Origin of the sequence: Paracandidimonas lactea (genome assembly GCF_021653995.1) — a bacterium.
Classification (GTDB): domain Bacteria; phylum Pseudomonadota; class Gammaproteobacteria; order Burkholderiales; family Burkholderiaceae_B; genus Allopusillimonas; species Allopusillimonas lactea.
Map to the genome: position 1 here is coordinate 55,126 of NZ_JAJJOZ010000008.1, position 13,955 is coordinate 69,080.

Below are 13,955 nucleotides of genomic sequence, written 5' to 3' on the forward strand. Positions count from 1 at the left end.
GTAAACAATTGGTACAGAAGACGATAAAGATTCTGGTGGTCGATGACTTCCCGACCATGCGCAGAATTGTCAAGAACCTGTTGAAGGATCTGGGTTTCGAGAATGTCGACGAAGCGGAAGACGGTGCGCAGGGTCTCGAGAAGCTGCGCAATGGCAATTTCGACTTTGTGGTATCAGACTGGAATATGCCCAACATGGATGGGCTTGAGATGCTCAAGCACATCCGTGCCGATCCAGCACTCAAGGCGCTGCCAGTGCTGATGGTCACCGCCGAGGCCAAGAAGGAGAACATCATCGCGGCAGCCCAGGCCGGTGCCAACGGTTATGTGGTCAAGCCCTTCACAGCAGCGACGCTGGAAGAGAAGCTGAACAAGATCTTCGAGAAGCTTGGTGGTTGAGGAGAGCACGATGGAAGCCACCGGAAACCAAACGATGAAGGTAGATGATGCGGTGCCAACCGATCTGATACACCGTATTGCGTCGCTGACGCACATGCTGCGTCAAAGCATGCGTGACCTCGGGCTGGATCATGCCATCAAGGAAGCAGCGCATGCCATTCCAGATGCGCGCGAGCGCCTGCGCTATGTCGCCACCATGACTGAGCAGGCCGCTAACCGGGTGTTGAACGCCGCCGAAGCCGCCCAGCCGTTACAAGAGCAGCTTCGCGGCGACGCCAAGGCGCTGGACGCCCGCTGGCAGGCCTGGTTCGACCATCCAGTGGAACTGAATCAAGCGCGCGAGCTGGTGGATGACACGCGCGGCCTGCTCAAGCAGGTGCCCGCCACAGCCCAGGAAACCCAGGGCCTGCTCATGGACATCATCATGGCGCAGGACTTCCAGGATCTCACCGGCCAGGTCATCACACGTATGCTGGGTGTCATCACCGCGATCGAAGAAGAGTTGGTCCAAGTGCTGATCGACAATGTGCCTCACGAGCGCCGCGAAGAAGCGCAATCGCTGCTGAACGGCCCGGTGGTCAATGCAGACGGCAAGCCCGATGTGGTGACCAGCCAGGATCAGGTGGACGACCTGCTGGCCAGCCTGGGCTTCTGATTTGCAGCCTACCCGCACACCGGGAGCAGTGCAGCCCGGCGCTGCACTATGCAGTATCCGAAATGACGGGTCTTATCGGCCTTGATCCGTCATTATCCTGCCTGCATGTTTGACTAGAATTCTGGCATATCGATGGAAATTCTCTCCATTCCGTCCATCCCCAGACTTCCGGCATTGCATGGCAGAGGACAGCGACCTCGAAAAAACCGAACCCGCATCACCCCGGCGCTTGGAAAAAGCGCGTGAAGAAGGGCAGGTTGCGCGTTCGCGCGAACTCAATACATTCCTGCTGCTTGCCGCTGGTACGGCGATGCTTTGGCTGGGCGGTGGGCAGTTGTATCAAGGGCTGACCAGTGTTTTGCGCGGCAGCATGTGGTTCGATCCGAGTGTGGGCCGCGATGCGAATGTAATGCTTGTGCTGGCCGCAGGTGCTGCTTTCAATGGCTTCAAGCTGCTCGCGCCATTGTTCGGCGTGCTGGTGGTGGTCGCCATACTTGCTTCCGTCGCTTTAGGGGGCTTTCTATTCTCGCCCAAGGCTCTGGAGCCCAAGTTTGAGCGTCTGAACCCGATCAAAGGTGTGGCACGCCTGTTTTCGGGGCAGACCATGATGGAGTTGGCCAAGACGCTTGTCAAGGCCGCGGTTATCGGCACCATCGCGGCGCTGGTCGTTGCCTATTACCGCGACAGCATGATCGCGCTGATGCACGCGGCGCCCGCGCAGGCGCTCACAGCGGGCATCCGCATCGTCGCCCTCTGCTGTGCCCTTATTGTGGCGGCGCTTTTCCTTATCGTGGCCATCGACGCGCCATGGCAGCTCTTCAGCCTGCACAAGAAGCTGCGCATGTCGCGCGAAGACGTGCGGCAGGAACACAAGGAAAGCGAAGGCGATCCACAGCTCAAGGGGCGCATACGCCAGCAGCAGCGTGCCATGGCGCGCCGGCGCATGATGTCCGATGTGCCCAAGGCCGACATCATAGTCACCAACCCCACGCATTATGCGGTGGCGCTGTCCTATAAGGATGGCGAGGGTAGTGCACCGCGTGTCGTGGCCAAAGGCACCGGCTTGGTTGCCGCGCGTGTGCGCGAAGTCGGCCAAGCTCATCACGTACCTATCCTCAGTGCGCCGCCGTTGGCGCGCGCGCTTTATCACAATGTTGAGCTTGGGCACGAGATCCCGGCAGCGCTCTACGCCGCGGTGGCAGAGGTGCTGGCATGGGTGTTTCAGCTTCGCGCATGGCGCGCGGGTGCGGGCGCCGAACCTCGCCAGCCCGGGCGCCTTGCCGTGCCGCCCGACATGGACCCGGCCAACAAGGCGAACAAGGCAATCAAGGCAACTGAACTTTCATGAACAATCTTCTCGTCCTGCTGCGCAACAATGGCGGGGCTCAGGCGCGCCTGCTCGCCGGCCCGGTGCTGATCATGATGGTCATGGCCATGATGATTCTGCCGCTGCCGCCGTTCATCCTCGACTTGTTGTTCACCTTCAATATCTCCTTGTCGGTGATGATTCTGCTGGTGGCCATGTTCACAAAAAAGCCGCTGGATTTCGCCGCCTTCCCGGCCGTGCTGTTGTTCGCTACGTTGCTGCGCCTGGCTCTTAACGTGGCGTCCACCCGCGTCGTGCTGCTGCATGGCCATAAGGGGCCGGACGCCGCGGGCAAGGTGATCGAGGCTTTCGGCCATTTTCTGGTAGGCGGTAATTTTGCTGTCGGTATCGTGGTCTTTGTCATCCTCATCATCATCAACTTCATGGTGATCACTAAGGGTGCAGGCCGTATTGCCGAGGTGGGCGCGCGTTTCACGCTGGATGCTATGCCAGGCAAGCAGATGGCTATCGATGCCGACCTTAACGCCGGGCTTATCGGCGAAGATGAGGCGCGCCGTCGCCGCACCGAAGTGGGCCAGGAGGCGGAGTTCTACGGCTCGATGGACGGTGCCAGCAAGTTTGTGCGTGGCGATGCCGTGGCCGGCCTGCTGATCATGGTGGTCAACGTTGCGGGTGGGCTGATTATCGGTGTGGCACAGCATGATCTGGGATTTGCCGAGGCGGGGCGGGTTTACACGCTGTTGACGATTGGTGACGGCCTGGTGGCGCAGATCCCTGCACTGGTGATTTCCACCGCTGCTGGCGTGGTCGTGTCGCGCGTGGCCACGGAGCAGGACGTCGGCCAACAGATGGTTACCCAACTGTTCAGCAATCCCGCTGTGCTCTACATCACTGCGGGCATCATGGCGCTGATGGGGTTGATCCCCAATATGCCTCATGTCGCCTTCTTGTTGCTGGCCGCTGTCATGGCTGGCTGTGGCTGGAGTGTAAGCAAGCGCCAGCAGGCCGCCGCGCAGCAGAAGGCCGATGAGCCCGTACGCGCACAGGCGGTGGCAGATGCCGCGGCGGCCGAAGCAAGTTGGGACGATGTGGCGCTGGTCGATCCCCTCGGGCTCGAAGTAGGCTATCGCCTCATCTCGCTGGTGGATCACGCGCAGAATGGCGAGTTGCTGCATCGCATCCGAAGCCTTCGCAAGAAGTTCGCACAGGATGTCGGCTTCCTGCCGCCGGTGGTACACATCCGCGACAATCTCGAACTCAAGCCCAACGACTACCGCATCATGTTATCTGGTGTAGAGATCGGTCATGGCACGGCAACGCCGGGCCAATGGCTGGCGATCGATCCGGGCGGTGTATCCATGCAGCTGCCGGGCACGCCCACCACAGATCCGGCCTTCGGTCTGCCGGCGGTATGGATAGACGTCAGCCTGCGCGAACAGGCGCAGATTGCCGGCTACACCGTAGTGGACGCGAGTACGGTGATCGCCACCCATCTCAACCATCTCATGCATCTGCACGGCGCGCGTCTGCTGGGGCGCCAGGAGGTGCAGCAATTGGTCGAGCACATTGGTCGTGAAGCGCCCAAGCTGGTCGAAGATCTGGTGCCCAAGACGATCACGCTTACGCAACTGCAAAAACTGCTGCGCGGCCTGCTGGCCGAGGATGTACCCATCCGAGACGTGCGCACAATCATTGAAACTGTGTCCGAACATGCGCCACGCCTTGCCGCGCAAGATCCGTCCGGTGCGGGGCCCGACAGCGGCGAACTGCTTGCGCAGGTGCGTGTGGCACTTGGCCGCGCCATTTCGCAGCATTGGTTCCCCGGCGATGGGGAAATGCGCGTGATCGGTCTGGATGCACGCCTCGAGCGCGTACTGACTCAGGCTCTTACCGCGACCGGTGCACTGGAGCCTGGTTTGGCCGAAAGTGTGCTGCAGGAAGTCCAACGCGCCATAGCGGTGCAAGACGCCAATGGAGATCCAACCGTGCTGGTGACGCCCGCCATTCTGCGTCCGTCGCTGGCGCGCTTCCTGCGGCACAGCTTTCCGCAGTTGGGTGTGCTTTCCAGTGCCGAGATTCCTGAAGACCGGATATTTAAAGTAACCGCTGTGATTGGTGGAGGCCAGGCATGAACATGAGTCGGTTCTTTGGCGCGACCAATCGCGAGGCGATGCGCCAGGTCAGGCTGGCGTTGGGGCCCGACGCCATGATTGTGTCTAACCGCCGCGTGAACGGCGGTGTCGAGATCATTGCTGCTGACCACGAGTACGCAGCCGCTGATGCGGAACAGGCCGTCGAGGTCCAACCCGGCAATGAAGTGCTGGGTGCTATCGACGCTATGCGCGACGCACTTGAAAACCGCATGGAAGATATGCTTTGGGGCGGTCAACTGCGCGAGAGCCCGACCGCGGCCGCCCTTTTTCAGCGCCTGCTTGAGTCGGGCTTCAGCACGGCATTGTTGCGCGCCATGCTGACGCGCCTGCCACGCCAATTATCCGATCGCGACGGCCTGCAGTGGGCCCGCGCCGAGCTGGTCGCGCATCTGCCGGTTGCCGATGAACAGGCATTCTGGCTCCCTGGCCAGGTGATTGCCTTGGTTGGCCCTACCGGCGTGGGCAAGACAACCACGCTGGCCAAGTTGGCGGCCCGGCACGTCCGCCGCCCCGGTGGCGGCAGCCTGGTGCTGATCACTACGGATACCTACCGTATCGGCGCGCACGAGCAGTTGCTGATCTACGGCCGTAAGCTGGGCCTGCCCGTGCACGTGGCGCGCAATGCTGATGACCTGGCGCGCGTACTGGGCAGCCTCGGTCCGCAGCACACCGTTCTGATCGACAATATGGGCGTGAGCCAGCGCGATGGCAGGGTGGCGGATCAGGCGGGCATGCTGGCCGGCGCAGGCCGTCCGGTGGACAGGCTGCTGGTACTCAATGCCGCCAGCCAGGGCGATACCTTGGATGACGTGGCGCGTGCTTATTCGCATGCTGGCGGCTCGCCGCTGAAGGGTTGCATCATCTCCAAGTCGGACGAGGCCATGCGGCTGGGCAGCGTGCTCGACACAGCCATCCGTTACCGCCTGCCTATCCATTACGTATCCAACGGCCAGCGGGTGCCTGAAGACTTGGTGCTGCCGGGCGCCGCATCGCTGATAGACCAGGCGCTTGCTGCGCGGCGTCAGTCGCGCCCGCTGTATGCACCGACTCAGGCCGATCTTGCCGCATTGCTGACGCTGAATGCAGCGCCGCAGATTCGTGAACAAGCGCGCCAGACAGCCCAGCAGCGCGAACGCCGGCTGGCCCCGATATTGGCGCTTGCCGCCGGTGGCGCAGCCGCGCCAAGCATTGACGCCGCACAGGCGGCCTGCCGTTGGGTCGACGAGGATACTGCCACTGCCGCCGCATGGCAGGCATGGTCCGGCAGGGCTCATACGTCAGGCGCCGGCGGAGTGCGCGAAGGGTTGCTCGAGGCATTGGGTGCCGCACAGGACGCGGGCCGTATCGATCATGACACGGCCGCAGGCCTTTACGCTGCATGGGGCAATGGTGGCGGCGCCAGCGCGCCGGATACTGCGGATGCCGGCGCGTTCATCATTGCGCACGGTCACGCCAAATGGATGGAGCAGGCCGATCACGGCGGACGCCTGGCCACCGCAATGGTATTTGATTGGCAGGCCGCGCCCCTGGCCAGCGCCGGGCAATGTCTGGCCCGCTCCGACGGCTGGGTGGCGTCCTGGGGGGATGCCGCCAGCGGCGCACTCGATCCGGCGGCGCTATTGGCGGTTCAGGTTGGCGGGTTGGGGGCTGTTCCGCAATTGCGTAATGCACTGCATGTGCTCGACGCTGGCAGCCAATCGCTGCTTCGTTCGATTGATGCGCTGGGCGTGCGGTGGCTGGGGCTGGTCACACCCACGACACCTGTGTATCACGAAGGTTGTGCGACAACTGTGCGTGCTGTGGCCCGGACGCTGGCCTACCGGCCTGCCGATGCCGCTCCCGCGCTTTCCATGGATGCGGGCGAGCCCCAACGCAGGGCTTGGATTGGCGTGGCCGATGTTGCGTTGTGCGCGCGCGGGCGGCCAGCGCTGCCCTTGCGGCTTGTCTGTGTGCGGATGACGCGCGCGGATGACGGGCAGGAAACGGGTATCGTGTATGGCCTGGCTCCTGAAGCGGCCTTGATGGGTGTGCTACCTGGGCAATGTGCGGCGGCATTGCTCTCGGGCGTGCGGGGCCGGCAGATTGCCCGCGTTGCAGGCCAGTTCGGCGAGCATTGCCGTGGTTGGTCGCAGGTTGGCGAGCGGGGTATGGATATGTTGGCGCGCACGCTGCTGGCCGCGCAAATGAGCGCTGCGGCCTGGCGCTTGCACAACTGCGCACAGGCGCAGCCCGCCAGGGAAATGCTGGCGGCGCTGCCGGGCCCAAAAAATAGCGTTGCACACCGCATTGCGCGGCTTTTTGCCTTGAAGGAAACATTGGAGGCTTAGGCGGCCGCGGCACGCGCGCGGCGACGCGGAAAGCCCCTAAGCACGATGCGCAAGAAACGGATGGGGAGCGTCAGCCTGCGCGCACATTGGCCAGCGTGCTGGCGGCGCCCCGTTTGCTGCGGCCTTGGGCGTCGTAGAGGTTGCCGGCACCAACCAGGTGTTGGAGTTCATTCAGTGCCAGCCTGTTGTGAGCAAGGTAGGCGGAGATGGTAATGCCGTTGGCGGTGTTCAGCGCGCTGGCGCGCTGCGCCAGCGACAGCAGGTGCTCTACCGGTGCGGCAAGCTCGGCGTGTTTGCGAGCGGCATGCTGCAGGGCGTTGTCGCTGTTCGTAAAGCCCGCCTGGTAAAGCAGTTTGCCGCGCAGGGTGTCGGCTGCTGCAAGCTGGTCCGCATAGCCGTTCTTGCGTGCGGTGACGCTCTCCAGTGCATCGATCGCACCATGCGCTTCAAGCAACCCCTGCTCTTCTTCGAGTACGGCGATAAAACCCTCTATCAGGCGGGTTTCGTGTTCGATGCAGGTATGAAGACGGGCGAGGATGTCGGACATGAGCGTGTGCGTGATTCGAAGCGGGCTGGACGAGGCACCGGCGCCAGAGCCAGCCGCTTGCCTTATTTGAGCAGATCGCGGACGCTGGCGAGCAGGCCGTCGGCAATGCGGGAGGCGTCGATCTTGAGTTGGCCTGACGCGATAGCGTCGCGCAACTGGGCCACACGGGCTTGATCGATATCGTGGGCACCGTCTTGCAGAGCCGCCAACTGACGGGCGGCCGGGCTGAGGGCAACGTCTTTTCTGGCGCCCGAGGCCGTACCCTGCGACAGTGCTGCCGTGGCATCAAGCCGCTGGCTGGAGACGCCGTGTGCCGGGCTGTTCAGGGGCGAAGAGGTGATTTTCACGGTGTTCTCCGGGGGCATGAATGCCACGTTGCGGCATCTTGCGGGGTGTCTGGGAATGCGTTCTGGATTCTATAACGGCAGTGGCTGGGAAATGTTTAACCCGCTTGGGGCTACATCATGATGCGCACAGTATGTGCGTCGACCACCATGCCACTAATCACCTCGCCCGATCTAGCCTTCACCTGTATATAAGACCCCGGCGGCCCGCTTTCGAGAGCCTGGCCTTCGCCAGTGGCAATAAACCCACTGCCTCGCACCTCGGTGCGCACAATTTGACCGCGGGAGACGGTGTCGGGATTGCGCAGCGTGCGTGTTTTGATGGGGGTGCCCGCGGTGATGCGTTGCGCGGCCACATAGCCGACCGCTTGGGCGGGGTCTAGCACCGTGTCGCGGGGAAGGCGCAGAATATCGCCTTCGCGCACACCCAGGTCGTTTGCCGACAGGGGTTCGCCGGGCTGCAGCGTGCGCTGTGCGACAAAGTACTTGCCCTGGACGCTGACATTGGCCTGGACGTAGCTTGTCCAGGGCTGTGGTCCCGCGCAGCGTATCTTGACTGTCATGCGCGGACGCAGGGAGTGGCCGTTGGGTATGCTGGGTTGCAGCGCATTGCAGCGCGGCAGGCGCTCTACGCGGGGCTTTTGTACGGTGACATCGACCTTGCCAGGGTCGCCGCCGACCTGCGCGCGCAGGAACTGTTCAACCTGGGCGGCGACTTCGCTGGCATCCTGGGTAGCAGGCTCGGCGGCAGGGCTCGCCATTCCCACATGCAGGGGCGCGGCGGCGAGAAGCAATGTGAATAGGCGAGGTCTGATCATGAGGCCATTCTATAGAAGCGGCGGTGCGGGCAATCCAAGAACTGGGCGCGTATTGACGCCTTGTTTCCAGGTTTATTGAAGCACTCGCGCCTTTACCATGCTTGCTATTCGTGGCGCGCCTCGTGTGCGCTGAACCTACAGCTTTGCACACGCCACCGCGTGGCGGGAAATCCGGGCGGACAGCATGATAGATCGTATCGGCGAAGACCTCAATTTCTACAAACAGGCCATCAGCCTGCGGCAAAAGCGCCAAGAAGTGCTGGCCGCCAACATAGCCAATGCAGACACCCCCAACTACAAGGCGCGTGATTTCGACTTTACCGCCGCGCTGCGCGAGGCCATGGGCGAAGGCGGACTGAGGCTCGGCGACACCAGTCTGTCGCTGACATCAGCCAGGCATCTTCCCGGCCGGGCCGTATCGCCCGAGCCCGCAACGCTGCTGTACCGCCAGCCTTACCAACCCAGTCTGGACGGCAACACGGTCGATATGGACGCCGAACGCGTCCAGTTCGCCGATAACACGCTGCGCTACCAGAGCGACCTGACAGTGATGTCGGCCCGCATCAAAACGTTGATGGCGGCGCTGCAGCAATAAGCGGGCGCGCCAGCTTACACGATTCAAGGATTTCGTATGTCAGAGATGAGCATCTTCCAGATTGCCGGTTCGGCGCTTACTGCGCAGTCGCAGCGCATGAACGTGACCGCCAGCAACTTGGCCAACGCCGACAGTGCCGTGGGCCCGGATGGCCAGCCCTACCGGGCGCGGCAGGTCGTGTTCCAGATGACGCCACCTGCGGGCCGCCCGCAGCCTGGATCGGTGGGCGGTGTGCGCGTGGCCGCGGTAACAGAAAGCACTGCGCCTCCCCGCATGCAGTACGACCCCGACAGCCCCTTGGCCAACGCGGATGGCTACGTCACCTTGCCGAACGTGGATGTGGTCGCCGAAACCGTCAACATGATTTCGGCGTCGCGCTCTTACCAGGCAAATGTCGAGGTCATCAATACGGCTAAGACCCTGATGATGCGTACGCTCTCGATCGGCCAGTAGTCCTGTGCGGCACCAACGCTCATCACCTGACCACTCAGCAACGAACAACGCAATCCGCTTACCAGGGAACAACGCATGTCCACGATCACTCAGGCCAACACTGCAACCGGCGCCGCGCTGGCGGCTGCCGATGCCAATACCAAGAGCCTGATGGGCGATACTCAGGACAGGTTTCTAACGCTGCTGGTTACTCAGTTGCAGAATCAGGATCCTCTCAACCCGATGGACAACGCCCAGGTGACGTCGCAAATCGCCCAACTGTCCACGGTGAATGGCATCAACCAGCTCAACAACACCCTGTTGGCATTGTCGGGCCAGATGGATGTTTCGCAGTCCATGCAGGCGGCCAATCTGATCGGCAAGGGTGTGCTGGTGCCAGGCGCCAAGGTATCGCTGGGCGGCGAAACAGGGGCCAAGGAAGCCACGCCCTTTGGCGTCGACGTCATGTCGCCAGCGAAGCAGGTGATCGTTACCGTGCTGAACTCGGCGGGCGAGGCAGTGCGCCGCATGGAGTTGGGCCCAAAATCGGCGGGCGTCTTGTCGCTGCAGTGGGACGGCAAGAGCGACGCGGGTGTGGAGCTGCCTAATGGCGCTTACACCCTCAAGGTGGAAGCCACCAACAACGACGGTCAGCCGGTGTTGGCCGAAGCGCTGACCTATGGTCAGGTCGCCAGCGTGGCGTATTCATCCAGTGGTCTGCAGCTCGATCTTGGCCTCACTGGCATGCGCTCGCTGCTTGACATCAGGAAGATCATGTAAGGCTGGGTTTTATCCGCTTACACACTATTCAACAGGAAACGAGGTAAATCATGGGTTTCGGACAAGGGCTAAGTGGTTTGAACGCGGCGGCGCAGTCGCTGGATGTTATTGGCAACAACATCGCCAACTCGGGCACCGTGGGTTTCAAGTCGGCTACGGCCAGTTTCGCCGACGTGTATGCCAGCTCGCGCGTAGGCCTGGGCACCCAGGTTGCGGGCATCAACCAGCGTTTCACCATCGGTACCATCACAGGCACCGGCAACCAATTCGATATGGCTATTGACGGCGGCCGCGGGATGTTCCGTGTGCAGGATCCGAGCGGCAGTATTTTCTACACCCGCAACGGCCAATTCCATGCCAACAAAGACAACTACATCGTCAACGCCCAAGGCCAGCGGCTCACCGGCTATCCCGTAGGCTCCACCGACCCGGCGCCTGTCATGGTGCCGGCCGGAAACATCGCCCCCAAGGCCACCACCAGCATTACATCGGTGCTCAACCTTGACGCCAATGCGGCGCCGATACCGGCCACCCCCGCATTCGACCCAAACAACGCTGAAACCTACAACAACACCTTCCCGATCAACGTCTACGACAGCTTGGGCAACGCACACCAGTTGACGCAGTACTTCGTCAAGCGTCAGGGGGCGGCAGGTGATACCGACAGCAAGTGGGACGTTTACTATCGCCTTGACGGAAATGCCTTGAACGCCCCCGCCGCCGCCACGCAGATGATATTCGATGCTGGCGGCCGGCTCACGGCGCCCGCAGGCGGCGTGGCACTGCAGGCCACCGGGGTGGGCGGTGTAAATTCGCCCGCCGCCGACTTGAACATCAACGTCAACTACGGCGGCTCCACCCAGTTTGGGGGCGACTTCACCTATACCTTCAACCAGGACGGGTACAAGACGGGCGAGTATGCCAGCATGTCGATCGCGGCGGACGGTGCGATCGTAGCCAGCTACACCAATGGCCAAACCCAGACGTTGGGGTCGCTGGTGCTGGCACACTTTGCCAACCTGCAGGGCCTGCAGCCCGTGGGCGGCAATGCCTGGGCTGAAACATCAGAATCGGGCCAACCCATCCTGGGCCGTCCGGGTTCTAACGGCATGGCCGCCATCAAAGGCCAGGCGGTGGAAGAGTCCAACGTTGACATGAGCCAGGAGCTGGTCAACATGATCATCGCGCAACGCACCTACCAAGCCAACGCGCAGACGATCAAGACGCAGGATCAGGTGCTGCAGACCCTGATCAACATGCGTTAGGCCTGACTCATGGATCGTCTCGTCTACACCGCCGCCAATGGCGCGGCGCGTATCCTGGAACAACAGGCTGTCATCAGCAACAACCTGGCCAACGTCAATACCACGGGTTTTCGCGAGCAACTCGCGATCTACCGTTCTGTGCCAGTCAATGGTGAGGTTGGTTTGCCCACCCGGGTCAGCACAGTGGCATCCTCGCCCGGCAGCAAGATGGGGCAGGGCACGATGGTGGAAACCGGCGCGGCGCTTGATGCCGCCATTACCGGTGAAGGTTGGTTTGCCGTCCAGACCTTCAATGGTGAAGCCTATACCCGCGCCGGTGATTTTTCCGTCAACAACCAGGGGCTGCTGGTCAACATGCTGGGCATGCCTGTGTTGTCGGAGGATGGGGCGCCCGTTGAGATTCCCGATCGCGGCGCCGTGACGTTTTCCGGTGACGGCCAGATTACTGTGCTGGGCGCAGGCGACAACCCCAACGATGTGCAAGTGATTGGCCGGCTCAAGCTGGTCAACCCGCCGGTGGCAGAGATGACACGCGGCGACGACGGGTTGTATCGCGTGGCTGGCGGCCAAGCGGCACAGTCGGATCCGCAGGTGCGCATGGTGGCGGGCTTTGTCGAAAAAAGCAACGTCAACGCCGCTGAGGCCATGGTGGGCATGATTGCCAATGCCCGACGGTTTGAAATGCAGATGAAGATGATCCAGGACGCCAGCGCCAATGCCGAGCGCGCCAACTCGATTCTGTCTACCTCGTGATGAACATCAGACGCGCCGGCGCGCCGGCTGTGTCAAGGACATAAAAAATGATACGTTCCCTGTGGATTGCAAAAACCGGTCTGGAGTCGCAGCAGACCAATATGGATGTCATTTCCAACAACCTGGCCAACGTCAATACGACGGGTTTCAAGCGCGGCCGCGCCGTATTCGAAGACCTGATGTACCAAACCATCCGCCAGCCCGGCGCGCAAGTGGGTGCGGCCAATCAGCTGCCTTCGGGCTTACAGATCGGTACCGGCGTGCGGACGGTTGCAACCGAGCGCATCCACTCGCAGGGCAACCTGAAAGACACCGGTAACTCGATGGATATCGCCATACAGGGCCGAGGCTTTCTGCAGGTCGAAATGCCCGACGGTACATTCGCCTATACGCGCGACGGCAGCCTGCAGGTCGACCAGAATGGCCAGCTTGTCACTGCTGGCGGCTATCCGGTTCAACCGCCGATCAACATCCCCGAGAACGCACTGAGCATTACCATAGCGCGCGACGGCACCGTGTCGGTTACTCAGCCGGGCGCTACCGGTACAAATGTCGAGGTGGGCCAGCTGCAGTTGTCCACATTCATCAATCCGGCCGGCTTGCAGAGCGCTGGCGAAAATCTCTATGTCGAGACCGATGCGTCTGGCCCCGCGGCGTTTGCGCAGCCAGGTCTGGACGGTGCCGGCCTGGTCCTGCAACAGTACACGGAAACCTCCAACGTCAATGTGGCCGAAGAACTGGTCAACATGATCACCACACAGCGGGCCTACGAGATGAACAGCAAGGCCGTGCAGACTTCGGACCAGATGCTGGCCCGACTGACGCAGCTTTGATGAGCGCGCTCGCGTCCTGCCTGCCCTGACTGCCATCACCATGTTTCTGCGTATTTTCCGAATTCTTGTCCTGACGCTGGCCGGCGTACTCTGCGGCTGTGCCCTGATTCCGCCCGATCCCGTGGTCACGGGCCCTCTGACGGCGCAACCGCCGCTGCCGGGCCTGCCACCCGCCGAGCCCAACGGTGCCATCTATCAACCTACGGCATACGGCAGCTACCCGTTGTTCGAAGACCGTCGTCCGCGCAATGTTGGCGATATCGTCACTGTCATCATTCAAGAAAAGACCAACGCCGCCAAAAACGTGCAGACCTCGACCGATCGCAACGGCAAGGCCGGCTTCGGCGTTGAGGTGTCGCCGAACGTGGTGCCTGATGAACTCGCGCTCAGACAGCAGTTCGATATGGAAGGCAAGAACCAGGCTTCGGGGAAGGGATCCAGCAGGGCGGATAATAAGTTTGAAGGAACCATCACGACAACGGTTGTGGGCGTGCTGCCCAACGGCAACCTGCAGATCGCGGGCGACAAACAAATCGCCATCAATCGCGGCAGCGAACATATCCGCTTTTCGGGCGTGGTGGATCCGCGTTCCGTGACAGGCAGCAATACTGTTCTGTCCACCCAGGTGGCGGATGCCCGCATCGAGTTCCGCAGCAAAGGCACGATGGATGAAGTCCAGAACATGGGCTGGCTGCAGCGCTTCTTCCTGAATATTTCCCCCTTCTGAC

15 protein-coding genes are annotated in these 13,955 nt (G+C 61.9%); 12 read left to right on the top strand and 3 right to left on the bottom strand.

Annotated elements, in window-relative coordinates:
• The first annotated feature begins 8 nt into the window (after window positions 1-8).
• The 5 genes from cheY to flhF all read left to right on the top strand — a co-directional run bounded on the left by cheY (window position 9) and on the right by flhF (window position 6,860).
• Window positions 9-398 (top strand): chemotaxis response regulator CheY, encoded by a 390-nt coding sequence (cheY, locus tag LOL23_RS14470; RefSeq protein ID WP_160975612.1) that lies wholly within the window; start codon window positions 9-11, stop codon window positions 396-398.
• A 10-nt stretch (window positions 399-408) separates the two neighbouring features.
• Complete coding sequence (cheZ, locus tag LOL23_RS14475) at window positions 409-1,053, top strand: protein phosphatase CheZ (RefSeq protein ID WP_160975614.1); 645 nt, start codon at window positions 409-411, stop codon at window positions 1,051-1,053.
• A 178-nt stretch (window positions 1,054-1,231) separates the two neighbouring features.
• Complete coding sequence (gene flhB, locus LOL23_RS14480; RefSeq protein ID WP_237173790.1) at window positions 1,232-2,401, top strand: flagellar biosynthesis protein FlhB; 1,170 nt, start codon at window positions 1,232-1,234, stop codon at window positions 2,399-2,401.
• Window positions 2,398-4,512 (top strand): flagellar biosynthesis protein FlhA, encoded by a 2,115-nt coding sequence (gene flhA, locus LOL23_RS14485; RefSeq protein WP_237173791.1) that lies wholly within the window; start codon window positions 2,398-2,400, stop codon window positions 4,510-4,512. Before flhB ends, flhA begins: the two co-directional genes overlap by 4 nt.
• A gap of 2 nt (window positions 4,513-4,514) precedes the next feature.
• Window positions 4,515-6,860 carry a flagellar biosynthesis GTPase FlhF gene (gene flhF / locus LOL23_RS14490; RefSeq protein WP_237173792.1) on the top strand — a complete coding sequence of 782 codons (2,346 nt, stop codon included), beginning with the start codon at window positions 4,515-4,517 and terminating at the stop codon, window positions 6,858-6,860.
• A gap of 70 nt (window positions 6,861-6,930) precedes the next feature.
• Here flhF and LOL23_RS14495 read toward each other — a convergent pair whose 3' ends face one another.
• From LOL23_RS14495 to flgA, 3 genes are all read right to left on the bottom strand, one after another.
• On the bottom strand, window positions 6,931-7,407 hold the full coding sequence (locus tag LOL23_RS14495) for a flagella synthesis protein FlgN (RefSeq protein ID WP_160975622.1): 477 nt from the start codon (window positions 7,405-7,407) through the stop codon (window positions 6,931-6,933).
• Window positions 7,408-7,469: 62 nt separating this feature from the next.
• Complete coding sequence (flgM, locus tag LOL23_RS14500) at window positions 7,470-7,754, bottom strand: flagellar biosynthesis anti-sigma factor FlgM (protein WP_237173793.1); 285 nt, start codon at window positions 7,752-7,754, stop codon at window positions 7,470-7,472.
• 110 nt (window positions 7,755-7,864) lie between these two features.
• Entirely contained in the window at window positions 7,865-8,569 is a 705-nt protein-coding gene (gene flgA, locus LOL23_RS14505; RefSeq protein ID WP_160975624.1) for a flagellar basal body P-ring formation chaperone FlgA, read from the bottom strand.
• Window positions 8,570-8,753: 184 nt separating this feature from the next.
• On the opposite strand from flgA, the gene flgB reads away from it, so the two are divergent.
• From flgB to LOL23_RS14540, 7 genes are all read left to right on the top strand, one after another.
• A complete protein-coding gene (gene flgB / locus LOL23_RS14510; protein WP_237173794.1) occupies window positions 8,754-9,164 on the top strand; it encodes a flagellar basal body rod protein FlgB in 411 nt (136 codons plus the stop codon).
• Between the two features lie 36 nt (window positions 9,165-9,200).
• Window positions 9,201-9,617 carry a flagellar basal body rod protein FlgC gene (gene flgC, locus LOL23_RS14515; RefSeq protein ID WP_160975628.1) on the top strand — a complete coding sequence of 139 codons (417 nt, stop codon included), beginning with the start codon at window positions 9,201-9,203 and terminating at the stop codon, window positions 9,615-9,617.
• A gap of 75 nt (window positions 9,618-9,692) precedes the next feature.
• Window positions 9,693-10,376, top strand: a complete 684-nt coding sequence (locus LOL23_RS14520) for a flagellar hook capping FlgD N-terminal domain-containing protein (protein WP_160975630.1) — start codon at window positions 9,693-9,695, stop codon at window positions 10,374-10,376.
• Window positions 10,377-10,426: 50 nt separating this feature from the next.
• A complete protein-coding gene (gene flgE / locus LOL23_RS14525; RefSeq protein WP_160975632.1) occupies window positions 10,427-11,641 on the top strand; it encodes a flagellar hook protein FlgE in 1,215 nt (404 codons plus the stop codon).
• A gap of 9 nt (window positions 11,642-11,650) precedes the next feature.
• A complete protein-coding gene (gene flgF, locus LOL23_RS14530) occupies window positions 11,651-12,394 on the top strand; it encodes a flagellar basal-body rod protein FlgF (RefSeq protein ID WP_160975634.1) in 744 nt (247 codons plus the stop codon).
• Between the two features lie 47 nt (window positions 12,395-12,441).
• Window positions 12,442-13,227 carry a flagellar basal-body rod protein FlgG gene (gene flgG, locus LOL23_RS14535; RefSeq protein ID WP_160975636.1) on the top strand — a complete coding sequence of 262 codons (786 nt, stop codon included), beginning with the start codon at window positions 12,442-12,444 and terminating at the stop codon, window positions 13,225-13,227.
• 40 nt (window positions 13,228-13,267) lie between these two features.
• Window positions 13,268-13,954: a flagellar basal body L-ring protein FlgH gene (locus LOL23_RS14540; RefSeq protein WP_160975638.1), complete on the top strand. Its 687-nt coding sequence runs from the start codon at window positions 13,268-13,270 to the stop codon at window positions 13,952-13,954.
• Window position 13,955: the final 1 nt, after the last annotated feature.

Coding starts and splice junctions, on each gene's coding strand:
- cheZ (WP_160975614.1), top strand. CDS start 409: ATGGAAGCCACCGGAAACCAAACGATGAAGGTAGATGATGCGGTGCCA.
- flhB (WP_237173790.1), top strand. CDS start 1,232: ATGGCAGAGGACAGCGACCTCGAAAAAACCGAACCCGCATCACCCCGG.
- flhA (WP_237173791.1), top strand. CDS start 2,398: ATGAACAATCTTCTCGTCCTGCTGCGCAACAATGGCGGGGCTCAGGCG.
- flhF (WP_237173792.1), top strand. CDS start 4,515: ATGAGTCGGTTCTTTGGCGCGACCAATCGCGAGGCGATGCGCCAGGTC.
- LOL23_RS14495 (WP_160975622.1), bottom strand. CDS start 7,407: ATGTCCGACATCCTCGCCCGTCTTCATACCTGCATCGAACACGAAACC.
- flgA (WP_160975624.1), bottom strand. CDS start 8,569: ATGATCAGACCTCGCCTATTCACATTGCTTCTCGCCGCCGCGCCCCTG.
- flgB (WP_237173794.1), top strand. CDS start 8,754: ATGATAGATCGTATCGGCGAAGACCTCAATTTCTACAAACAGGCCATC.
- flgC (WP_160975628.1), top strand. CDS start 9,201: ATGTCAGAGATGAGCATCTTCCAGATTGCCGGTTCGGCGCTTACTGCG.
- LOL23_RS14520 (WP_160975630.1), top strand. CDS start 9,693: ATGTCCACGATCACTCAGGCCAACACTGCAACCGGCGCCGCGCTGGCG.
- flgE (WP_160975632.1), top strand. CDS start 10,427: ATGGGTTTCGGACAAGGGCTAAGTGGTTTGAACGCGGCGGCGCAGTCG.
- flgF (WP_160975634.1), top strand. CDS start 11,651: ATGGATCGTCTCGTCTACACCGCCGCCAATGGCGCGGCGCGTATCCTG.
- flgG (WP_160975636.1), top strand. CDS start 12,442: ATGATACGTTCCCTGTGGATTGCAAAAACCGGTCTGGAGTCGCAGCAG.
- LOL23_RS14540 (WP_160975638.1), top strand. CDS start 13,268: ATGTTTCTGCGTATTTTCCGAATTCTTGTCCTGACGCTGGCCGGCGTA.